The sequence below is a fragment of the Pseudomonas mercuritolerans genome (genome assembly GCF_025706525.1).
Taxonomy (GTDB): Bacteria; Pseudomonadota; Gammaproteobacteria; order Pseudomonadales; family Pseudomonadaceae; genus Aquipseudomonas; species Aquipseudomonas mercuritolerans.
On record NZ_JAMSHA010000004.1, the window covers coordinates 75,501 to 98,197 of the forward strand.

The 22,697-nt window shown below is 60.4% G+C and carries 19 protein-coding genes and 1 tRNA gene; 7 read left to right on the forward strand and 13 right to left on the reverse strand.

The window, feature by feature from the left end:
* Nucleotide 1 precedes the first annotated feature (1 nt).
* The 6 genes from pal (at nucleotide 2) to nadA (ending at nucleotide 4,323) form a co-directional block, all read left to right on the forward strand.
* On the forward strand, nucleotides 2-499 hold the full coding sequence (pal, locus tag ND528_RS12435) for a peptidoglycan-associated lipoprotein Pal (RefSeq protein ID WP_003178634.1): 498 nt from the start codon (nucleotides 2-4) through the stop codon (nucleotides 497-499).
* A gap of 6 nt (nucleotides 500-505) precedes the next feature.
* A complete protein-coding gene (ybgF, locus tag ND528_RS12440) occupies nucleotides 506-1,345 on the forward strand; it encodes a tol-pal system protein YbgF (protein ID WP_041479790.1) in 840 nt (279 codons plus the stop codon).
* Between the two features lie 167 nt (nucleotides 1,346-1,512).
* The gene (gene queE / locus ND528_RS12445) at nucleotides 1,513-2,160 is read left to right on the forward strand and encodes a 7-carboxy-7-deazaguanine synthase QueE (RefSeq protein ID WP_263470439.1); all 648 of its coding nucleotides are present in this window, start codon (nucleotides 1,513-1,515) and stop codon (nucleotides 2,158-2,160) included.
* Between the two features lies 1 nt (nucleotide 2,161).
* Nucleotides 2,162-2,854 (forward strand): 7-cyano-7-deazaguanine synthase QueC, encoded by a 693-nt coding sequence (gene queC / locus ND528_RS12450; RefSeq protein WP_071173362.1) that lies wholly within the window; start codon nucleotides 2,162-2,164, stop codon nucleotides 2,852-2,854.
* 62 nt (nucleotides 2,855-2,916) lie between these two features.
* A tRNA-Lys gene (locus ND528_RS12455) sits at nucleotides 2,917-2,992 on the forward strand.
* Between the two features lie 272 nt (nucleotides 2,993-3,264).
* On the forward strand, nucleotides 3,265-4,323 hold the full coding sequence (nadA, locus tag ND528_RS12460) for a quinolinate synthase NadA (protein ID WP_016773509.1): 1,059 nt from the start codon (nucleotides 3,265-3,267) through the stop codon (nucleotides 4,321-4,323).
* Between the two features lie 177 nt (nucleotides 4,324-4,500).
* Here the strand turns inward: nadA and ND528_RS12465 are convergent, their stop codons facing one another.
* The 12 genes from ND528_RS12465 to arcD (ND528_RS12520) form a co-directional block, all read right to left on the reverse strand.
* Complete coding sequence (locus ND528_RS12465) at nucleotides 4,501-4,989, reverse strand: RDD family protein (protein WP_263470440.1); 489 nt, start codon at nucleotides 4,987-4,989, stop codon at nucleotides 4,501-4,503.
* Between the two features lie 97 nt (nucleotides 4,990-5,086).
* The gene (locus tag ND528_RS12470; RefSeq protein WP_003227496.1) at nucleotides 5,087-5,299 is read right to left on the reverse strand and encodes a cold-shock protein; all 213 of its coding nucleotides are present in this window, start codon (nucleotides 5,297-5,299) and stop codon (nucleotides 5,087-5,089) included.
* Between the two features lie 403 nt (nucleotides 5,300-5,702).
* On the reverse strand, nucleotides 5,703-6,827 hold the full coding sequence (gene gcvT / locus ND528_RS12475; protein ID WP_263470441.1) for a glycine cleavage system aminomethyltransferase GcvT: 1,125 nt from the start codon (nucleotides 6,825-6,827) through the stop codon (nucleotides 5,703-5,705).
* A gap of 110 nt (nucleotides 6,828-6,937) precedes the next feature.
* A complete protein-coding gene (locus ND528_RS12480; RefSeq protein ID WP_016773512.1) occupies nucleotides 6,938-8,314 on the reverse strand; it encodes an L-serine ammonia-lyase in 1,377 nt (458 codons plus the stop codon).
* A 207-nt stretch (nucleotides 8,315-8,521) separates the two neighbouring features.
* Complete coding sequence (gcvP, locus tag ND528_RS12485; protein ID WP_263470442.1) at nucleotides 8,522-11,374, reverse strand: aminomethyl-transferring glycine dehydrogenase; 2,853 nt, start codon at nucleotides 11,372-11,374, stop codon at nucleotides 8,522-8,524.
* An 11-nt stretch (nucleotides 11,375-11,385) separates the two neighbouring features.
* The gene (gcvH, locus tag ND528_RS12490; RefSeq protein ID WP_039758162.1) at nucleotides 11,386-11,769 is read right to left on the reverse strand and encodes a glycine cleavage system protein GcvH; all 384 of its coding nucleotides are present in this window, start codon (nucleotides 11,767-11,769) and stop codon (nucleotides 11,386-11,388) included.
* A gap of 451 nt (nucleotides 11,770-12,220) precedes the next feature.
* On the reverse strand, nucleotides 12,221-13,729 hold the full coding sequence (locus tag ND528_RS12495; protein ID WP_110646607.1) for a sigma-54-dependent transcriptional regulator: 1,509 nt from the start codon (nucleotides 13,727-13,729) through the stop codon (nucleotides 12,221-12,223).
* A 208-nt stretch (nucleotides 13,730-13,937) separates the two neighbouring features.
* Entirely contained in the window at nucleotides 13,938-14,300 is a 363-nt protein-coding gene (locus ND528_RS12500) for a DUF5064 family protein (protein WP_042607276.1), read from the reverse strand.
* 62 nt (nucleotides 14,301-14,362) lie between these two features.
* Nucleotides 14,363-15,292: a carbamate kinase gene (arcC, locus tag ND528_RS12505; RefSeq protein WP_024014075.1), complete on the reverse strand. Its 930-nt coding sequence runs from the start codon at nucleotides 15,290-15,292 to the stop codon at nucleotides 14,363-14,365.
* A 191-nt stretch (nucleotides 15,293-15,483) separates the two neighbouring features.
* Nucleotides 15,484-16,494 carry an ornithine carbamoyltransferase gene (locus ND528_RS12510; RefSeq protein ID WP_024014074.1) on the reverse strand — a complete coding sequence of 337 codons (1,011 nt, stop codon included), beginning with the start codon at nucleotides 16,492-16,494 and terminating at the stop codon, nucleotides 15,484-15,486.
* 68 nt (nucleotides 16,495-16,562) lie between these two features.
* Entirely contained in the window at nucleotides 16,563-17,819 is a 1,257-nt protein-coding gene (gene arcA / locus ND528_RS12515; RefSeq protein WP_016773516.1) for an arginine deiminase, read from the reverse strand.
* A 35-nt stretch (nucleotides 17,820-17,854) separates the two neighbouring features.
* A complete protein-coding gene (gene arcD / locus ND528_RS12520; protein WP_263470443.1) occupies nucleotides 17,855-19,282 on the reverse strand; it encodes an arginine-ornithine antiporter in 1,428 nt (475 codons plus the stop codon).
* A 438-nt stretch (nucleotides 19,283-19,720) separates the two neighbouring features.
* Here arcD (ND528_RS12520) and arcD (ND528_RS12525) point away from each other — a divergent pair, with 438 nt between their 5' ends.
* Entirely contained in the window at nucleotides 19,721-21,148 is a 1,428-nt protein-coding gene (arcD, locus tag ND528_RS12525; protein WP_024014072.1) for an arginine-ornithine antiporter, read from the forward strand.
* Nucleotides 21,149-21,253: 105 nt separating this feature from the next.
* On the opposite strand, the gene ND528_RS12530 is transcribed toward arcD (ND528_RS12525), so the two are convergent.
* Nucleotides 21,254-22,600, reverse strand: a complete 1,347-nt coding sequence (locus ND528_RS12530; protein WP_263470444.1) for a CoA transferase — start codon at nucleotides 22,598-22,600, stop codon at nucleotides 21,254-21,256.
* Between the last annotated feature and the right edge of the window lie 97 nt (nucleotides 22,601-22,697).

The following is a 22,697-nucleotide window of genomic DNA, read 5'->3' on the forward strand; positions in this document are numbered from 1 at the left end:
GATGGAAATGCTGAAGTTTGGTAAATTTGCTGCGCTGGCTCTGGCCATGGCTGTAGCTGTAGGTTGCTCGTCCAAAGGCGGCGACAACGCCGGTGAAGGCGCTGTTGATCCAAACGCTGGTTACGGCGCAAACACTGGTGCCGTTGACGGTTCCCTGAGCGAAGAAGCTGCTCTGCGCGCAATCACCACCTTCTACTTCGAATACGACAGCTCGGACCTGAAGCCAGAAGCCATGCGCGCTCTGGACGTTCACGCCAAAGACCTGAAAGCAAACGGCGCTCGCGTTGTTCTGGAAGGCAACACCGACGAACGTGGTACTCGTGAGTACAACATGGCACTGGGCGAGCGTCGTGCGAAAGCCGTTCAGCGCTACCTGGTACTGCAAGGTGTTTCCCCAGCTCAGCTGGAACTGGTTTCCTACGGCGAAGAGCGTCCAGTTGCTACCGGCAACGACGAGCAGTCCTGGGCCCAGAACCGTCGCGTCGAACTGCGTAAGTAATTCGATATGCGAACGTGCCGTCGTGCTGTAACTGTTCTGGCTCTCAGCCTCGCGCCGCTTGCGGCGTGGGCTGCGGTTCCTGTGGTCGATGACAACTCCGGTTATAACAATAGCGGGAGCAGTTATCCGCCTGCGGGTTACGGTACGAACGGCGCCTATGCCGGGGGAGCGGCTTCGGCCCCTGCCTCGGCACAAGGCATGCTGTTCAACCAATTGCAACAGATGCAGGATCAGATCTCGCGCCAACAGGGCGTGATCGAAGAACTGCAGAATCAGGTTGCGCGCATGAAGCAGGAATCCCTGGAGCGATACCAGGATCTTGATCGGCGCATAGGATCCGGCGTTGCACCAGCCGCGACTCCCGAGAATTCTTCTGCCGGTGGCGATGCAAGTGCTGCTGCCGGTGCTGCCGCAGGCGCGGGTGCTGCTGCGGCAGCCCAGGCCCCTGCCGCGGGTAGCGAACCGGCTGATCCGGCGAAAGAAAAGCTGTATTACGATGCCGCTTTCGACCTGATCAAAGCCAAGGATTTCGACAAGGCCAGCCAGGCCTTTGCCGCTTTCCTGCGCAAATACCCCAACAGCCAGTACGCGGGCAACGCCCAGTACTGGTTGGGCGAAGTGAACCTGGCCAAGGGGGATCTGCAAGGTGCAGGTCAGGCCTTTGCCAAGGTTTCGCAGCTGTATCCCAAGCACAACAAAGTGCCGGACTCGCTGTACAAGCTGGCTGACGTAGAGCGCCGCCTCGGTCACACCGACAAGGTCAAAGGCATTCTGCAGCAGGTGGTGTCCCAATATCCGGGCACTTCCGCCGCGCAGCTGGCCCAGCGTGATTTGCAGCGCATGTAAGCCTGTTTATCCGTGTTTTGAAGAAACCCGCGCTTGTCGCGGGTTTTTTCGTTAGAATTCACGCCCTTTTTCTGAAACACGCTTCTTGTGGTCTACGCGTTGGCGGGATTGCCTGAAGTGCCTGACGGAGGCGGACAGCCTGTTTAGCTGTTACGCCCGTGGCGACTATGCAAGACACATTGAGAATCACCGAAGTTTTCTACTCGTTGCAGGGGGAAACTCGGACTGCCGGGCTGCCCACGGTTTTCGTGCGCCTGACCGGTTGCCCGTTGCGTTGCCAGTACTGCGACAGCGCTTATGCGTTCAGCAACGGCACCGTCCGCACCCTCGACGACATTCTTGAGCAAGTGGCCGGATATCGTCCGCGCTACGTCTGTGTCACCGGCGGTGAGCCGTTGGCCCAGCCGAACGCCATTCCTTTGCTTGAACGCTTGTGTGATGCCGGTTACGAGGTGTCGCTGGAAACCAGCGGCGCCCTTGACGTATCCGCTGTCGATCCGCGTGTCAGTCGCGTAGTCGATCTGAAAACGCCAGGATCGAAAGAAGCCCATCGCAATCGTTACGAGAACATCGAGCTGCTGACCCGCAACGATCAGGTGAAGTTTGTCATCTGTTCGCGGGAAGACTATGACTGGGCGGTATCGAAACTGATCCAGTACGGGCTTGATCGACGTGCGGGTGAAGTGCTGTTCTCCCCAAGTCATCATGACCTCAATGCCAGGGATCTGGCGGATTGGGTGGTGGCAGACAACCTGCCAGTGCGGCTGCAACTGCAGTTGCATAAATATCTATGGAATGATGAGCCGGGGCGCTGAGATGATTGAACAACTGAACACTACCGAAAAACGTGCCGTTATCCTGCTTTCGGGCGGCCTCGACTCGGCCACCGTCGTCGCGATGGCGCGCGCCGAAGGCTACGCCTGCTACACCATGAGCTTCGATTACGGCCAGCGCTCACATGCTGAATTGCACGCCGCCGCCCGCGTTGCTCGCGATCTGGGTGTGGTCGAGCACAAGGTCATTGGCCTGAACCTCAATGGCATGGGCGGCTCGGCGCTGACCGACACCAGCATCGACATTCCGGAAGAGCTGGGCGAAGGCATTCCGGTGACTTACGTGCCGGCGCGCAACACGGTGTTCCTGTCGTTGGCACTGGGTTGGGCCGAAGTGCTCGGCGCCCGCGATATCTTTATCGGTGTCAACGCAGTGGATTATTCCGGCTACCCGGATTGCCGTCCCGAGTTCATCGAGTCGTTCGAGCGCATGGCCAATCTGGCGACCAAGGCTGGGGTGGAGGGCAACGGTTTCCGCATCCAGGCTCCGCTGCAGAACCTGAGCAAGGCGCAGATCGTCCAGGCGGGCGTGAAGCTCGGCGTTGATTACGGGCTGACGGTTTCCTGCTATCAGGCCGACGATGACGGCCGCGCCTGCGGCAAATGCGACAGCTGCCGCCTGCGTGCAGAAGGCTTCGCGGCAGCTGGTGTGGACGATCCAACCCCTTATTTTTGATTTTTTCAAAAAAGGTGTTGAATAGTCCTTAAAAATCAGTATTATACGCGCCACCACACAGCGGGTCGTTAGCTCAGTTGGTAGAGCAGTTGGCTTTTAACCAATTGGTCGTAGGTTCGAATCCCACACGACCCACCATATTTGGCGGTTTAGAAAATCCGGAAGGCCCACGAAAGTGAGGATTTCCGGGTTTTTTTTTGCCTGCAATTCGGGCGTTCGATGTTTCAGTGCGACCCGACCTGACACAGGTCAGAATCATCTTTTGTATCAACGGGATATTCTGTAGCCTTGCGCAGCTTCAACGCTGTCCCGTGCCTGATGATACTCACTCTCCCGGCGGTACCCTCTAGCGGTCCGGAGCCGGGTGTATACTCGACTTTCGCGCGAATGCGCCTGCAGGTCTTGCGAACATGACGCAGATTTCCGAACGCCTTCTGGTTCAAGCCCACCTCGACGCCAAACAGCCGAAACCGCTGACGGCAGAAGAGGAGGCTTATTACCGTTCCGCCATCGCCGCCGAGCTCAAGGCTCAGGACGCGGTGCTGGTTGCCCACTTTTATTGCGATCCGGTGATTCAGGCCCTGGCCGAAGAAACCGGCGGCTGTGTTTCCGACTCCCTGGAAATGGCCCGCTTCGGCAACGCGCACCCGGCCAAGACCGTGGTGGTCGCCGGCGTCAAGTTCATGGGCGAGACGGCGAAGATTCTCAACCCGGAAAAACGCGTGCTGATGCCGACCCTGGAGGCGACCTGCTCGCTGGACCTGGGTTGCCCGGTCGACGAATTCTCGGCGTTCTGTGATCAGCATCCAGAGCGCACCGTGGTGGTTTACGCCAACACCTCCGCCGCCGTGAAGGCGCGGGCTGACTGGGTGGTGACTTCGAGCTGCGCACTGGAGATCGTCGAAAGCCTGATGGACAACGGCGAGACGATTATCTGGGGCCCGGACAAGCACCTGGGCACTTACATTCAGCGCAAGACCGGCGCCGACATGCTGCTTTGGGACGGTGCCTGCATCGTTCACGAAGAGTTCAAGTCCAAGCAGCTCGAAGACATGAAAGCGCTGTATCCGGACGCGGCGATTCTGGTGCATCCGGAATCGCCAACTTCGGTGATCGAACTGGCGGATGCCGTCGGTTCCACCAGTCAGTTGATTGCTGCCGCGCAAAGCCTGCCGAACAAGACCCTGATCGTCGCCACCGACCGTGGCATCTTCTACAAGATGCAGCAGCTGTGCCCGGACAAGGTCTTCATCGAAGCGCCTACCGCCGGTAATGGCGCGGCGTGCCGCAGTTGCGCGCATTGCCCATGGATGGCCATGAACACCCTTGAGCGCACGCTCAAGAGCTTGAAGGAAGGCACCAACGAGATCTTTGTCGATCCGGCGCTGATTCCCCAGGCGATCCGCCCGTTGAAGCGCATGCTGGACTTCACCCAGGCAGCGCGGATGAAATTGGCCGGTAACGCCTGACTACCCCTTGTAGGAGTGAGCCCTGTGGCGAGGGGATTTATCCCCGTTGGGTGGCGAAGCCGCCCTAAATCAAACACCGCGGCATATCAGGGATACCGCGTGGGCTCCTTTACGGCTGCTACGCAGCCGGACGGGGATAAATCCCCTCCCCACAGGGGGGACTCCTGAGTATGGAAATTATTTGTTCTTCTTTGGAATTCGCACCACGCGCGTATCCGAATAGATGTCATGCCAGGTGCGCTTGTGCTTGTCGAACAGCGACCAGAAGAACCCCAGCCCGATACACAACCACGACGCGATCGACACCATAAAGCGCAGCAGCGCCTGCCACAGGCTGATGGCCGTGCCGTTGGCGTTCTGCACGCGGATGCCCCACACCTGCATGCCGAGTGTCTGCCCGCCATGGGTCCAGAACTTGGCGAAGAAGCCGAACAACACCAACAGCAGCACCGTGGAGTAGAACGGATCGCCATCGAGCTGGCCGGCATCAGTCATCGCCCGCAGCCGTTCTTCGCCGATGATCGCAGCCTGGATCAGCTTGTAGATGAAGCCGGTGACGATCAGCAGGGCGGTGCACAGCAGGAAGTCGTAGAACATTGCCGCCAGACGACGACCGAGAGCAACGGGAGGAAAGTCCCCTTGCGGCGTGAGCAGGTGTTTCGACATGGCAGCCTCGGGACGCGAATGGAAGAGCCATTTTACGGATTGGCGCGCACAAAAAAGCCCCTGATATCAATATCAGGGGCTTTTTCGTATCAGAAGATCAGGCTTCTGCTTGTACTTCGTCAGCCTGCATGCCTTTCTGGCCTTGCACAGCAACGAAAGTCACTTTCTGGCCTTCTTTCAGGCTTTTGAAGCCGTTGCCCTGAATGGCGCGGAAATGTACGAACAGATCCGGACCGCTTTCTGGAGTGATAAAACCAAAACCTTTCTCGTCGTTAAACCACTTGACGGTACCGCTCTGACGTGTGGACATTTCTTATTTCCTTTGACGCATAAATTGATGACAGCCCCTTTCACATGAAAGAGTACTGGAGCTGGTTGCAAGGAGTAAGAAGACGTCGAGCGGGATGTAGCTAACTTGTAGGCTACTGCCCAGGTCACGATTCCAAGCTGACCCATGCAAACACAGTGGACAAACTCTACGCCAACTACGGGAGAAAAAACAAGCCCTGCGAAGGCCCCGGTTTTACTGCTCTTCGTGGCAGTTCGTCAGCACACTAGTTCAGTCTTAGACGATTGTCTGGTTCTATTTTCAGCAAACGTTATAAGCAACGTTCATATTCGAAACGGATGTTAAAAAACGCACTGTTTTATGGCGATTGCGTTACACATTAGTGCACGTATAACGCAATCGCGTTACTTATAGAAACAGTCGATCAACCGCGATAGTAGCGTTGTGCAACAAATGGCATTTTGCTTACAAGCATTTGCACCTTTTTCCCACGGACGATGGCCCACACAGGTGTATCGAGCGCGACGTAAGCGCTGTCAAGGTAACCCATCGCCAATGGCCCGCCCAAGGTCGGACCGAAGCCGCCGCTGCAGACGCTGCCGATGATCTCGCCGGCCTCGTTGACGATTTCTGCGCCTTCACGCACCGGGGTGCGCTCCTGTGGCAGCAGGCCGACGCGTTTGCGTGCGACGCCATTTTGTTGCTGCGCGAAAATTTGCTCGGCGCCCGGGAAACCCCCGGCCCGCGCGCCGTCAGCGCGGCGTGGCTTGGAGATCGCCCACAGGAGGCTGGCTTCGATCGGCGTGGTTTCGGTGTTCATGTCATGGCCGTACAGGCACAGGCCGGCTTCCAGACGCAGCGAGTCACGGGCGCCGAGGCCGATGGCCTGGACCTCTGGTTCGGCAAGCAGGGCGCGGGCGAGTTTTTCCGCTTCGGCGGCCGGTACGGAGATCTCGAACCCGTCTTCACCGGTGTAGCCCGAACGGCTGACAAAGCAGTCCACGCCGAGCAATGACACACGCTTGAACTGCATGAAAGTCATCTTCGCCACGTCCGGCGCAAGACGCGCCAGCACGGTGACGGCTGCCGGACCTTGCAGGGCGAGCAGGGCGCGCTCTTCGAACAGCGCCGTAATGGTGCACTGATCGCCGATGTGTTTTTGCAGATGCGCGAGATCCTGATCCTTGCACGCGGCGTTGACCACCAGGAACAGCTCGTCATTGCCCAGATTGGCGACCATCAGGTCATCGAGAATGCCGCCGCTTTCGTTGGTGAACATCGCATAACGCTGCATGCCCACCGGCAGGTCGATGATGTCCACCGGCACCAGGGTTTCCAGGGCTTTGGCCGCATTGGCGCCGGTCAGACGAATCTGGCCCATGTGCGATACGTCGAACAACCCGGCTTGCTCACGGGTGTGCTGGTGTTCTTTCATCACGCCGAGCGGGTATTGCACGGGCATGTCGTAGCCGGCGAACGGCACCATGCGCGCGCCGAGTTCGAGGTGCAGTGCGTGTAGCGGGGTTTTCGACAAGGTTTCGGTGGACATGCGTGGCTCCTTTGAATTTGGGTTGCGGGTGAGAGGCAAGATCAAGAGCCCCTCACCCCAGCCCTCTCCCGGAGGGAGAGGGAGCTAGTTACGTTTGGCTGAGTTCGTAATCAGCATTCGATAATGTTGACCGCCAGGCCGCCGCGGGCGGTTTCCTTGTATTTGCTTTTCATGTCGGCGCCGGTCTGGCGCATGGTGCGGATGACTTTGTCGAGGGAGACGAAATGCTGACCGTCGCCACGCATGGCCATGCGCACCGCGTTGATCGCTTTCACCGAACCCATCGCGTTGCGCTCGATGCAGGGCACCTGCACCAGACCGCCGATCGGGTCGCAGGTCAGACCGAGGTTGTGTTCCATGCCGATTTCCGCGGCGTTCTCGACTTGTTGCACGCTGCCGCCGAGCACTTCGCACAGAGCGCCGGCCGCCATTGAGCAGGCCACACCGACTTCACCCTGACAACCGACTTCGGCACCGGAGATCGAAGCGTTTTCCTTGTAAAGAATGCCGATCGCGGCAGCGGTCAGCAAAAAACGCACGACGCCGTCGTCATTCGCCCCGGGAATAAAGCGCATGTAGTAATGCAGCACCGCCGGAATGATGCCCGCCGCGCCGTTGGTGGGAGCGGTGACCACGCGCCCGCCGTTGGCGTTTTCTTCGTTGACCGCCAACGCATAAAGATTGACCCAGTCGAGCACCGACAGCGGATCGCGCAGCGCCGATTCCGGGTTTTTGCACAATTGCCGATGCAGCGCCGCCGCCCGGCGCTTGACCTTCAAACCGCCCGGCAAAATCCCCTCGTTTCGGCAGCCGGCAGCAACGCAGTCCTGCATCACCTGCCATATTTTCAGCAGGCCGGCACGGGTTTCGGCTTCCGGGCGCCAGGCGCTCTCGTTGGTCAGCATCACCTGGCTGATCGACAGCCCGTAGGTAGCGCAATGACCGAGCAAGTCCTTGGCACTTTTGAACGGGAAGGTCAGCGGCGTGGCGTCTTCGACGATGCGATCGGCACCCGCGGCATCTTCATCGACAACAAAACCACCGCCGACCGAGTAGTACTCGCGACTGCGGATCTGAATTCCCGCGGCATCGAAGGCGCGAAAGATCATGCCGTTGGGGTGATAGGCCAACGGTTTGCGGATCATCGCCAGGTGTTCTTTCTCGTTGAACGCGATGCTGTGTTCACCGAGCAGATTCAGTCGGCCATTGCCGCGAATCTCTTGCAGCCTCGCCGCGACCGTCTCGGTGTCGACTGTGTCCGGATGCTCGCCTTCGAGGCCGAGCAGCACGGCTTTGTCGCTACCGTGACCTTTACCCGTGGCGCCAAGCGAACCGTACAGCTCGACGCGCACGCTGGCGGTGCTGGTTAAAAGGTTTTCACGGCGCAAGCCCTCGGCGAAGCGCGCAGCCGCGCGCATCGGGCCGACGGTGTGGGAACTGGAGGGACCGATGCCAATCTTGAACAGGTCGAACACGCTTAACGACATGAGTGGTTCTCCGGTTTCTTGTTATGGGGATTGGCGCAGTTTTTGAAATCGGTGTAGATCCCTCGTGGGAGCGAGCCTGCTCGCGAAAGCGTCGGACCAGCCACCATTTACGTTGACTGAAATGGCGCCTTCGCGAGCAGGCTCGCTCCCACAGGGGGATCTAGGATGTTGCTGAAATCGGGGCCGATATTCAGCCCCTTCATTCCTTTAAGCGTAGCTTTCGATCGACGGGCAGGCGCACACCAGGTTGCGATCGCCGAAGACGTTGTCGACGCGGCCGACCGGCGGCCAGTATTTGCCTTCGATCAGCGACGCGACTGGGTAAACGGCTTGCTCGCGGCTGTACGGGTGGGTCCATTCGCCAACCAGTTCCGCTGCGGTGTGCGGGGCGTTTTTCAGTGGGTTGTCTTCCTTGTCCAGCGTGCCGTTTTCCACTGCGCGGATTTCTTCGCGGATGCGGATCATCGCGTCGCAGAAGCGGTCCAGTTCTTCCTTGGATTCGCTTTCGGTCGGCTCGATCATCAATGTGCCGGCGACCGGGAACGACATGGTCGGCGCGTGGAAGCCGAAGTCGATCAGGCGTTTGGCGACGTCATCGACGCTGATGCCGCTGCTGTCTTTCAATGGACGCAGATCAAGAATGCACTCGTGCGCCACCAGGCCGTTGCTGCCGGTGTACAGCACTGGGTAATGCTCTTCGAGGCGACGGGAAATGTAGTTGGCATTGAGGATCGCCAGTTGCGAAGCGCGCTTCAGACCGGCGCCACCCATCATGCGGATGTACATCCAGGTGATCGGCAGAATGCTTGCGCTGCCGAACGGCGCCGCGCAGACCGCGCCTTCCTTGCGTTCCATCTGGCCGTGGCCGGGCAGGAACGGGGTCAGGTGCGATTTGACGCCGATCGGGCCGACGCCCGGGCCGCCACCGCCGTGCGGGATGCAGAAGGTTTTGTGCAGGTTCAGGTGCGAAACGTCGCCGCCGAACTTGCCCGGTGCGCAGAGGCCGACCATGGCGTTCATGTTGGCGCCGTCGATATACACCTGGCCGCCGTTGTCGTGAATGATCGCGCAGATCTCGCGGATGCCTTCTTCGAACACACCATGGGTCGACGGGTAGGTGATCATCAGCGCGGCGAGGTGTTCGCGGTGCTCGATGGCCTTGGCGCGCAGGTCTTCAATGTCGACGTTGCCACGGGCATCGCATGCGGTGACGACTACGCGCATACCGGCCATTTGTGCGGTGGCCGGGTTGGTGCCGTGGGCCGACGATGGGATCAGGCAGATGTCGCGGCGCTCATCGCCTCGGCTCTGGTGGTAGGCGCGGATCGCCAGGAGACCTGCGTATTCACCTTGCGAACCGGCGTTCGGTTGCAGCGAGATCGAGTCGTAACCGGTGGCGGCGCAGAGCATCGCTTCCAGCTCATCGGTCAGTTGCTGATAACCGGCGCTTTGTGCGGCCGGGGCGAACGGGTGCAGTGCACCGAATTCGGCCCAGGTCACCGGGATCATTTCGCTGGCGGCGTTGAGTTTCATGGTGCACGAGCCCAGCGGGATCATCGTGCGATCCAGCGCCAGGTCCTTGTCCGCCAGTTTGCGCAGGTAGCGCATCAGCTCGGTTTCCGAGTGATAACGGTTGAACACCGGGTGGCTGAGGATCGGCGACTGGCGCACCAGCTCAGCAGGAATGGTGCTCTGCACCGAGGCGGCCAGCGCAGCGAAGTCCGGCAGGGTCTTGCCGTCGGCGAACAAGCCCCACAGGGTTTCGATATCAGCCTGCGTGGTGGTTTCGTCGACCGACAGGCCCAGACGTGCAGCGTCGATCACACGCAGGTTGATCTGCTGAGCGTGCGCCTTGTCGTGCAGCGCGGCGGTTTGTTCGCCGGTGGCGACGGTCAGGGTGTCGAAGAAGTTTGCCTGCTCGACTTGGGCGCCCAGCGCGGTCAGGCCCTTGGCCAGAATCGCGGTCAGGTGATGCACGCGGTTGGCGATCTGGGTCAGGCCTTTCGGGCCGTGGTAGACGGCGTACATGCTGGCGATATTGGCCAGCAGCACCTGGGCGGTGCAGATGTTCGAGGTGGCCTTTTCGCGGCGGATATGTTGCTCGCGGGTCTGCATCGCCAGACGCAGCGCCGGTTTGCCGAAACGGTCAACCGAGACACCCACCAGACGGCCCGGCATGTCGCGCTTGAACGCATCTTTGGTGGAGAAGTAAGCGGCGTGCGGGCCACCGAAGCCCAGCGGCACGCCGAAGCGTTGCGCCGAACCGATGGCGACGTCGGCGCCGAATTCGCCCGGTGCGGTGAGCAGCGTCAGAGCCAGAAGATCAGCGGCCACGGCCACCAGAGCGTTGGCGGCGTGGAAGCGCTCGGTCAGCTCGCGGTAGTCGAACACATCACCGTTGCTCGCCGGGTATTGCAGCAGTGCGCCGAAGAACGGCGTCACGTCAGTCAGTTCGCGCTCATCGCCGACCACAACGTCAATGCCCAGCGGCTCGGCACGGGTGCGCAGCACGTCGAGGGTTTGCGGGTGGCTGTGGATCGAGGCGAAGAACTGGTGGCTGCCCTTGTTCTTGCTCAGGCGTTTGCAGAAGGTCATGGCTTCGGCAGCGGCGGTGGCTTCGTCGAGCAGGGAGGCGTTGGCGATCGGCAGGCCGGTGAGGTCGCTGATCATGGTCTGGAAGTTCAGCAGCGCTTCGAGACGGCCCTGGGAAATTTCTGGCTGGTACGGGGTGTAAGCGGTGTACCAGGCCGGGTTTTCCAGCAGGTTGCGCAGGATCGGCGACGGCGTGTGGCAGTTGTAGTAGCCCTGGCCGATGTAGGTTTTGAACAGTTGGTTTTTGCCAGCGATGGATTTGATCATCGCCAGGGCGTCGGCCTCGCTGAGGCCGTCGTCCATGCCCAGCACGCTGGTGCCCTTGATGCTTTCCGGAATCACGCTGGCGCTCAGGGCTTCGAGGGAATCGAAGCCGAGGCTGTTGAGCATGGCTTGCTCGTCACCGGCGCGCGGGCCGATGTGACGGGCGATGAATTCGTTGGCGGTGCCGAGATTGATGGCGGTCATGGTGTAACTCCTCAGGCTTCGGCTTGGGCTTTGATCAGACGGTCGTAAGCGTCCTGATCAAGCAGTTTGCCGACAGCGGCGGCGTCGCTTGGCTGAAAGCGGAAGAACCAGCCTTCGCCCAGGGGATCTTCGTTGACCAGCTCAGGAGCGTCTTGCAGCGCCGGGTTGACTTCCAGCACGTCGCCATCGAGCGGCATGTACACGCCGCTGGCGGCTTTCACCGATTCCACGGTGGCGGCTTCAGCGCCTTTTTCGTAAGCCTGCAGCTCAGGCAGTTGCACGAACACCACGTCGCCCAAGGCGTTCTGCGCGAATGCGGTGATGCCGACAGTGACACTGCCGTCGGCTTCGGTGCGCAGCCATTCGTGATCTTCAGTAAAACGCAACTCGCTCATGGAAACTCCTCAGGGGCCAGACTCGTCTGGTGGACGCGGTGGAAAGCTTGGGGCGTGGAGCCCTTTATAGATGAAGAGTCAGGTAGCAAGAATGCGGCCAAGGTTGATTTATCTATATAAATCAATGGCTTGTATTTTTCAGGTGGGTGTCGGCAGTTTGCACCTGTAGCGAAATCGCTACAGCTTAGGGCGAGGAAAAAAGCTTAATCGGATCAAAGCGTTGCGCAGCGCTGGTCACAGGCGGGTGTAGCGATATCGTTCCGCTGTAGCGCTTTCGGTACAGGTGGAGGTCGTTTTTGAACGGATTTCGAAATACACCATAAAACCCTGTGGGAGCGAGCCTGCTCGCGAATACGGTGTGTCAGGCGCCAGCCATTTTGCTGATAGACCGCTTTCGCGAGCAGGCTCGCTCCCACATGGGGAATTTCCTGCAAAAGGGATACGCGGTGAGTCAGGGCTTGTTGGGAATGCCGTATTTGCGCAGGCGATGGGCAATGGCGGTATGCGAGGTCTGCAAGCGGCTCGCCAGTTGCCGGGTCGAGGGATAGCTGACGTAGAGCTTCTCGAGCAGCTCTCTTTCGAACGATTCGACCGCTTGCTCAAGGCTGTCGACATCGGTATCGGCCTGGCGCGCCACTGAAGTGCCGGCGATGTCGAGGTCGCCGATATCGACCAGACTGCTCTCGCAAATCGCCGCCGCACGGAAAATCACGTTCTGCAACTGCCGCACGTTGCCCGGCCAGCGATTGCCGAGCAGGGCGGGGTAAGTCCCCGGCGCCAGGCGGCAAACCGGGCGCTGGATTTGCGCGCAGGCCTGCTGCATGAAGTAGCGCGCCAGCAGCAAAATATCCTGACCGCGTTCACGCAGCGGCGGCACTTCGACGTTGAGCACGTTGAGGCGATAGAACAGGTCTTCGCGGAACAGCCCTTCGCTGACCATTTTTTCCAGGTCGCGGTGGGTCGCGCTGAGGATGCGCACGTTGACCTTTACTTCCCGATCACCACCGACGCGGCGGAAGCTGCCGTCGTTGAGAAAACGCAGGAGTTTGGCCTGCAAGTACGGCGACATCTCGCCGATTTCATCGAGAAACACCGTGCCCTGGTTGGCCAGTTCCATCAGCCCCGGTTTACCGCCACGCGCCGCGCCAGTGAAGGCGCCGGGGGCGTAGCCGAACAGTTCGCTTTCGGCGAGGTTTTCCGGCAGCGCTGCGCAGTTCAACGCCAGGAAAGGAGCACTGTGCCGCGCACTGATCGCGTGACAGGCGCGGGCCACCAATTCTTTGCCGGTGCCGGTTTCGCCCTGAATCAACAGCGGAGCATCAAGCGCGGCGACCCGTTGCGCACGGGCCTTGAGCGTGCGGATCGCCGGAGACTCGCCGAGCAGGGCGTCGAAGCCTTCGGCGTGATCGTGATGCAGTGCCGAGAGTTGTTCGCCGATGCGGTTCGGTTGATACAGGGTCAGCAGGGCGCCGGCGTCGGTGATCGGCGTGGCGTCGAGCAGCAGGGTTTGGCCGTTGACGGTGATCTCGCGCAGCGGCAGGCGAAAGCCGTTTTCCAGCAGGGTGTCGAGCAGACCGGGATCGTTGAACAGCGCCGAGACGCTTTCGCCGGCCGGTTCGCGACCGTACAGGGCAATCAGCGCCGGGTTGGCCAGCAGCACCTTGCCGGCGCTGTCGAGGGCCAGCACCGGGTCGGTCATTGCCGCGAGCAGGGCATCGAGCTGCAAGTGCCGGCGCTGGCCGGGGAGGATATCGACCACGGTCACCGCTTCCACGCCGAGCACGCGAAACAGCGCATCTTTCAGTTCTTCGAGCACTTGCGGGCTGAGGGTCGGCGCGTCGATGTAGACGTTCGGCGGGATCATCTCCACCGCATCCAGATTGAGATTGCGCCCACCGAGGATGGCCAGGACTTCCTGGGTGATGCCGACGCGGTCGATGAAACTGACGTGAATACGCATGGGGCGGTTCAGTGATCTGCAGAGCGGAGGGGGGCAAGTATGCCTTGGGGCGGGCTAATGGTGAAATCTGCGAGGACTTTCGTCACAACACAGATCCCGTGGGAGCGAGCCTGCTCGCGAAAGCGGTGTGTCAGACAAGACGATAATGCCTGATAGAAGGCTTTCGCGAGCAGGCTCGCTCCCACAAGGGGAATGTGGTGGATTCGGATTATTCGAAATGCTCGAGGTTCACCGGATCCCCCGACTGCATATTCAACTTCTGCCGAATGTCTTCAAACATCAGATCGTAATGCTTGTGCACCGAGCCGATCTGGCTGTGGGTCTTGGGAATTCCGTACTTCTCGGCGATCCGCGTGACATCGCGGGCGAAGTTGTAGGCTTCTTCCTTGGGCAGGAAAAACGTCTCCTTCATGTCCTTGCCCTGCATGCTGCCGTGCAGGGTGAACTGAATACCTTTGCCTTTCTGCGGATCGGTGAACACTTCATAGTCCAGATGCACGTTGTAATTGACGTCATCGTCGGTCAACGCGTGCCGCTCGATGTGCAGGTGACCGGGTTCGAACTGGGCCATTGAGCTACTCCTTTCAAGGCATGGAGGCGGGGCAGGCCTTGAGCCTGCCCCGGCGTTTATTGTTATCGGTAGCTGATCCCCGGCTTCGCCGTGCTGACCCGCGTACCGGCGGTGCCCTGGACGATGGCTTCGATATCGGCCAGCGAACCGATCACCGCGACCTTGCCAGTATGGCGCGCGAATTCGCAGGCTGCCTGCACCTTCGGTCCCATGGAGCCGGCGGCGAAGCCGAGGCGTTCGAGTTCGTCCGGGTGCGCTTCGGCGATGGCTTTCTGGGTTGGTTTGCCGTAATCGATGAACGCTGCGTTGACGTCAGTGGCGATCACCAGCAGGTCGGCTTCCAGTTGCTCGGCAAGCAACGACGAACACAGATCCTTGTCGATCACCGCCTCAATGCCCTTGAGGTTGCGCTGCTCGTCATACATGGTCGGAATCCCGCCGCCACCGGCGCAGATGACGATGCTGCCCTTGTCCAGCAGCCACTTGATCGGGCGGATTTCGAAGATGCGCTTCGGCCGTGGACTGGCCACCACGCGGCGGAATTTGTCGCCATCCGGGGCAATCGCCCAGCCTTTTTCGGCGGCGAGTTTTTCCGCTTCGGCTTTCTCGTACACCGGGCCGATCGGTTTGGTCGGATTCTTGAAGGCCGGGTCGTTGGCGTCGACTTCGACCTGGGTGAGCAGGGTGGCGAACGGCACTTCGAAATCGAGCAGGTTGCCCAGTTCCTGTTCGATGATGTAGCCGATCATGCCTTCGGTTTCAGCGCCGAGCACGTCCAGCGGGTACGGAGTGACAGAGGTGTAGGCCGCCGCTTGCAGCGACAACAGGCCGACTTGCGGGCCATTGCCATGAGCGATGACCAGTTGGTTGCCGGGATGGATCTTGGCGATTTGCTCGGTGGCGATGCGGATGTTGGCGCGCTGATTGTCAGCGGTCATCGGCTCACCACGGCGGAGCAGGGCGTTACCGCCCAGGGCTACGACGATACGCATGGTGCAATCCTTCTAAGCAGAGGAATGACAAACGATTCGATCCCCCTGTCGGAACCGGAATCCCTGTGGGAGCGAGCCTGCTCGCGAATGCGGTATGTCATTCAACAGTGATGTTGTCTGATCTGACGCTTTCGCGAGCAGGCTCGCTCCCACATTGGGTTTCCGGTTCCTTCAGTGGGAGCGCTGTGGCGTCAGAGATCAGCCAGGGTCGAGACCAGAATCGCCTTGATCGTGTGCATACGGTTTTCCGCTTGCTCGAAGGCGATGCAGGCTGGCGACTCGAACACGTCGTCGGTCACTTCGATGCCGTTTTTCAGGTGCGGATATTGTTCGGCGATCTGTTTGCCGACCTTGGTGTCGCTGTTGTGGAAGGCCGGCAGGCAGTGCATGAACTTGGTACGCGGGTTGCCGGTGGCTTTCATCAGGTCGGCGTTGACCTGATACGGCAGCAGTTGCTGGATACGCTCGGCCCAGGCTTCCACCGGTTCGCCCATCGATACCCAGACATCGGTGTGAATGAAGTCGACGCCTTTGACCGCTTCTTTCGGATCTTCGGTGAGGGTGATGCGTGCGCCGCTTTCCTCACCGTATTTTTTGCAGCGCGCCACCAGATCGTCCAGCGGCCACAGTGCTTTTGGCGCGCAGATGCGCACGTCCATGCCGAGCTTGGCGCCGATCAGCAGCAGCGAGTTGCCCATGTTGTTGCGCGCGTCGCCCAGGTAGGCGTAGCTGATTTCATGGATCGGCTTGTCAGCGTGTTCACGCATGGTCAGCACGTCGGCGATCATCTGGGTCGGGTGATATTCATCGGTCAGGCCGTTGAACACCGGCACGCCGGCGAACTTGGCCAGCTCCTCGACGATTTCCTGTTTGAAGCCACGGTACTCGATGGCGTCGTACATGCGCCCGAGCACGCGGGCGGTGTCTTTCATGCTCTCTTTATGGCCGATCTGCGACGAGTTCGGGTCGATGTAAGTGACGTTGGCGCCTTGGTCATAGGCCGCCACTTCGAAGGCGCAACGGGTGCGGGTCGAGGTTTTTTCAAAGATCAGGGCGATGTTGTTGCCCTTCAGATGCTGTTGCTCGGTGCCGGTGTATTTCGCGCGTTTCAGATCGCGGGACAGGTCGAGCAGGTAACGCAGCTCACGTGGGGTGTGGTGTTCCAGGCTGAGCAGGTTACGGTTGTGAATGTTAAAAGCCATGATGGATCTCCTTGGGTTTCGGTTATCCCCTTGGCCGCGCTCGATAAGTCGCGGCGAAGGCTCAAAGATTAGTAATCGATAGGGTCGCGGATGATCGGGCAGGTCATGCAGTGGCCGCCGCCACGGCCGCGGCCGAGTTCGCCGGCGCTGATGGTGATGACCTCCACGCCAGCCTTGCGCAGCAGGGTGTTGGTGTAGGTGTTGCGGTCGTAGCCGATGACCACGCCCGGTTCCATGGCCACCACGTTGTTGCCGTCGTCCCATTGCTCGCGTTCGGCGGCGAAGCTGTTGCCGCCGGTTTCCACCACGCGCAGTTTCGGCAGATTGAGCGCCGCAGCGACGGTGTCGAGGAAGCTGCCTTCTTCGCGGCGGATGTCGATGCCGCCCTGTTTGCTTTCGTCTGGGCGCAGGGTGAAGGCGACGATCTGGTTGACCACTTCCGGGAAAATCGTCACCAGGTCGCGGTCGCAGAAGCTGAACACGGTGTCCAGGTGCATTGCCGCGCGGGACTTCGGCAGGCCGGCGACGATGACTTTTTCCACCGCCTTGTTGTTGAACAGGTTCAGCGCCAGTTGGCCGATGGCCTGACGCGATGAACGCTCGCCCATGCCGATCAGCACCACACCGTTGCCAATCGGCATGACGTCGCCGCCCTCAAGGGTAGAGTTGCCGTGATCCTTGTCCGGGTCGCCGTACCAGATCTCGAATTCGGCATTGGTGAATTGCGGATGGAATTTATAGATGGCGGTGGTCAGCAGGGTTTCCTGACGGCGCGCCGGCCAGTACATCGGGTTCAGCGTCACGCCACCGTAGATCCAGCAGGTGGTGTCGCGGGTGAACTGGGTGTTGGGCAGCGGCGGCAGGATGAAGCTGGAGTGGCCGAGGAAATCGCGGAACATCTGGATGGTCTTGCCGCCGAAGCTGTCCGGCAGATCATCGGCCGAGACGCCGCCAATCAGGAATTCGGCGATGTGCCGTGGCTCGAGGCTTTTCAGCCAGGATTTCACTTCGCTGATCAGGCCCAGGCCCACCGAGTCGGCGGTCACCTTGCGCTCAAGAATCCAGTCCAGCGCTTCGGGAATGGCGACGATGTCGGTCAGCAGGTTGTGCATTTCCACCACGTCGATGCCGCGCTCGCGCATCTTGGTGACGAAGTCGAAATGATCGCGCTTGGCCTGCGCCACCCACAGCACGTCATCGAACAGCAGTTCATCGCAGTTGTTCGGGGTCAGCCGCTGATGGGCCAGACCTGGGGAGCAAACCATGACTTTACGCAGTTTCCCGGCTTCGGAGTGGACGCCGTACTTCACTTTTTCCGTGGTCATTTCTGTGTTCCTCCAGATGACAATTCAATCAGGGGTTACAGCGTCAGGAAGCCATCGTAGAGACCGTAGGCCGCCACCACGGCGCCCACGACCACTGCGGCGAAAATCAGCTTCTCGACGTTGGTGAAAACCGGTTGTTTGAGTTCCAGCCTGGCCTTGGCGAACAGGATCGCGCCGGGCGCATAGAGCAGGGCCGACAGCAGCAGGTACTTGACCCCGCCGGCGTACAACAACCACACCGCATAGATCAGGGCGATACCGCCGATGATCAGATCCTTGCGCCGCTCGGCGGCAAAGCCTTCGTAGCTCTCGCCGCGCACCGCCAGCAGCAGGGCATAGGCCGCCGACCACAGGTACGGCACCAGAATCATCGAGGTGGCGAGGTAGATCAGTGACAGGTAAGTGCTGGCCGAGAACAGGGTGATGATCAGGAACACCTGCACCATCGCGTTGGTCAGCCACAGGGCGTTGACCGGCACATGGTTGGCGTTTTCCTTGCGCAGGAACTCCGGCATGGTGTGGTCTTTGGCGGCGGCGAACATGATCTCCGCACATAGCAGCACCCACGACAGCAGCGCACCGAGCAGCGAGATGATCAGGCCGACGCTGATCAGCACCGCACCCCAGTGACCGACCACATGCTCAAGCACGGCGGCCATCGACGGGTTCTGCAGTTTCGCCAGTTCCGGCTGGGTCATGATGCCCAGCGACAGCACGTTCACCAGCACCAGAAACAGCAGCACGGTGATGAAGCCGATCACGGTGGCCTTGCCGACGTCCGAGCGCTTCTCGGCGCGGGCAGAGAAGATGCTCGCGCCTTCGATGCCGATGAACACCCAGACGGTGACCAGCATCATGTTGCGCACCTGGTTCATCACACTGCCCAGATCAGGGTTTTTCACGCCCCAGATGTCGGCGGTGAAGATGTCCAGTCTGAACGCGAAGACTGCGATCAACACGAACAGCAGCAGCGGCACGACCTTGGCGACGGTGGTCACCAGGTTGATGAACGCAGCTTCCTTGATCCCGCGCAACACCAGGAAATGCACGCCCCACAGCAGCAAGGACGCGCCGATCACCGCCGCCGGGGTATTGCCTTCGCCGAAGATCGGAAAGAAATAGCCGAGGGTGCTGAACAGCAGAACGAAGTAGCCGACGTTGCCCAGCCAGGCGCTGATCCAGTAGCCCCAGGCCGATGAGAAACCCATGTAGTCGCCGAATCCGGCCTTGGCGTAGGCGTAGACACCGCCGTCCAGGTCAGGCTTGCGATTGGCGAGGGTCTGAAAGACAAATGCGAGGGTGAGCATGCCGACTGCGGTGATGGCCCAGCCGATCAGCACTGCACCGACGTCGGCGCTGGCGGCCATGTTTTGTGGCAACGAAAATATCCCGCCGCCAATCATTGAACCGACTACCAGTGCAACCAGTGCACCGAGTCTTAGTTTTCCGGGCGCTTCAGACATTTGCATGACTCCATTGCAGGAAAGGAGAGCTCACAGCCTAGTACTGTTGTCTGTTCGAACAGCTGACATGGATCAGTGCATGGTCACATTCCATTGTTAATGAATGACTTATCCACTCGTTGCGGGGCATGACGCTGTAGCCTCAAAGGCCCGTTCCAGAGACGTTTCGCTGACGCATTTGGGAATAGCTATTAATGCTTTCGAACTATGACGCTAGTTGCTTTTCAGCGATTGGCAAATGTCGGTCATCTGTTTTCAGCACAGAATCGAATAATCAAGATCGGTGCACAAAACTGACTTAATGTGCTACGCCTTATCGTGGTCGGCTATATATAACCCTGCGAGATTCGGCATTACCTGATAAACGTCATCTACCCTTAGGCTTTTAGTCGGGTGTTGTTACAAATAAACAACAACGACTCTTTCAAGGAGATCTGCATGTCGCAACCGACGCAAAAGCTGCGCCTTGGTGCTTTGATCGCGCTGGTGGTGGGGTCGATGATCGGCGGGGGGATTTTCTCGTTGCCGCAGAACATGGCGGCGCGCGCCGATGCAGGGGCGATCCTGATCGGCTGGGGCATCACTGCGATCGGCATGCTGACCCTGGCGTTCGTCTTTCAGACCCTGGCCAATCGCAAGCCGGAGCTGGACTCGGGCGTCTACGCCTACGCCAAGGCCGGGTTTGGCGACTACATGGGGTTTTCGTCGGCCTGGGGTTACTGGATAAGTGCATGGCTGGGCAACGTCGGTTATTTCGTTTTGCTGTTCAGCACCCTCGGCTATTTCTTTCCAGTGTTCGGCCAGGGTAATACGCCGATCGCCATCGGCTGCGCCTCGGTGCTGTTGTGGGCGGTGCACTTTCTGGTGATGCGCGGGATCAAGGAGGCGGCGCTGATCAACCAGCTGACCACCGTGGCCAAGGTCGTGCCGTTGATCATGTTCATCGTCATCGCTGCCGTCGCGTTCAAGGCTGACATCTTCACCCGCGACATCTGGGGCCGCAGCAACCCCAACTTCGGCGGGGTGATGGATCAGGTGCGCAACATGATGCTGGTCACCGTGTTCGTCTTCATCGGCATCGAAGGCGCCAGCGTCTACTCGGCCCGCGCGGAGAAACGCAGCGACGTCGGCCGCGCCACGGTGATCGGGTTTCTCGGCGTGCTGGCGCTGCTGGTGCTGGTCAACGTGCTGTCGCTGGGGATCATGAGCCAGCCGGAACTGGCCAACCTGCAGAACCCTTCACTGGCGGCGGTGCTCGAGCACATCGTCGGGCCGTGGGGCGCGTTGCTGATCAGCGTCGGGCTGGCGATTTCCCTGTTGGGCGCGTTGCTGTCATGGGCCTTGCTCTGCGCGGAGATCCTCTTCGCCACGGCCAAGGACAAGACCATGCCGGCGTTCCTGAAAAAGGAAAACAAGAACCACGTGCCGGTCAACGCGCTGTGGCTGACCAATGTGATGATCCAGATTTTCCTGTTGATCACACTGTTCTCGGCGGGCACTTACACCAGTCTGATTTACCTGGCTTCGTCGATGATTCTGGTGCCGTACCTGTGGTCGGCGGCTTACGCGGTACTGCTCAGCGGGCGCGGCGAAACCTACGAGCACGCGTCGGCCGAGCGCACCAAGGATCTGCTGATTGGCGGCATCGCCCTGGTTTACGCGGTGTGGCTGTTGTATGCCGGCGGGGTGAAATATCTGCTGCTGTCGGCGCTGCTGTATGCGCCGGGGGTGATTCTGTTTGCCAAGGCCAAGCGTGAACAGGGCCAGCCGGTTTTCACTACGGTGGAGAAAGGGATTTTTGCCTGCGTGGTGATCGGGGCGGGGCTGGCGGCGTATGGGTTGTATAGCGGGGTGTTGAGTTTGTAGGCGGGTTTGCTTTGGCCGGGCAGGCCCCTTCGCGAGCAGGCTCGCTCCCACAGGACTACGCGAATCCATGTGGGAGCGAGCCTGCTCGCGAAGGCGGCCTCAAAATCACCACTGCGCCTGATGTGACCCTAATTCGACGGCCGGCCAATCCCACCGCACCACCGTCCCGCTGACCTGCACCGGTACGCGCAACCTCCGCGCCGGCCCCCACGCGGTGTGTTCAATCGCTGGATCCTGATCCTGCGCTTCTTCGGCCCGCAGCGGGTCATGCGTCCCCGGCCCATGCTCGAGCAAGAGTTTCGCCGTACGCGCCAGCGACAACCGCGCCGAGCCCCCGCGACCGTTGGCCAGTCGTTCAGTCAGCAATCTGATCGCACTCGCCGCCAGCAGATACCCGGTCGCATGATCCAGCGCCTGCACCGGCAGCGGCATCGGTTTATCGCTGTGCTTCCAGTGCTGTCCGGCCTCGGCGATGCCGCTGCTCATCTGCACCAGGCTGTCGAAGCCCCGGCGGTTCTGCCAGGGGCCGCTCCAGCCGTAGGCGTTGAGGCAGACGTCGATCAGCCCCGGTGCCAGTTGCCTTCGGCGTTCAATACCAAACCCCAGATGTTCCAGCGCATCGGCGCGGTAGCCGTGCAGCAAAATGTCGGCGTCTTGCAATAAACCTTCGAACACTGCGCGATCCGCTGGCACTTGCAGATCCAGTCGCGCACAGCGTTTGCCCACGGTCATTTCCGGAACCACGCCGGGTTCGTTCCAGCTCGGTGAATCGATGCGCAGCACGTTGGCGCCGAGCCCGGCGAGAAAGCGGCTGGCGGTGGGGCCGGCGAGGACGCGGGTCAGGTCGAGTACCTTGATCCCGGCCAGCGGTCGTGCGATCGAGCCTTGCCAGGCGGTGCGTTTCTCGTCCGTCTGCTCGATGAACTGCACCAGCGCTTCGGCATTCACCGCCAGCCCTTGCGGATGCTGCTGCCACTGCGCCCAACTGCGCATCTCGGCGGCGCAGCCCTTGGCGTCGACCACCGCCTGCTCAAGCTCCGCGCTCGCCCACTGTGCGACTTTCGCCGCCAATGCGGCACGATCGGCGCAGGCGCCGAGCACGCGTTCTGCGGCGGCGCGGTGGTGCGGGGCGTTGGTGTGCAGACGGATCCAGCCGTCCCGGGTCGCATAGTCGCCGGCGATTGCGTCCCATAACGGCGGCACCTGCCAGCCGATCGGGCGCAGCGAGGTGGAGAACCACAACGAGGCCAGACGGCGGTCGACTGCAACCGCAGGCAAGTGCCCGGCTTGCTGGTGAAGCAATTCGCTGAGCGCTTGCCCGGCAGCGGCGATGCTGGCGCAGGCCAGTTCAGTGACGGCGAACGCCGAGGGCAACGCGCCGTCACCGTTGAAGGGTATTGGCGTGTGAGGCAGGCCGAGTGCGGTTTGGATGGACGTGAGCAGATCAGTCATCGAAGGCCCTCCGGAGCGAGAGGGTGATGATAGTGCAAAACATAACCGGGCCAGATGAAACCGCTGGGTGAACACCATCCCTGTGGGAGCGAGCTTG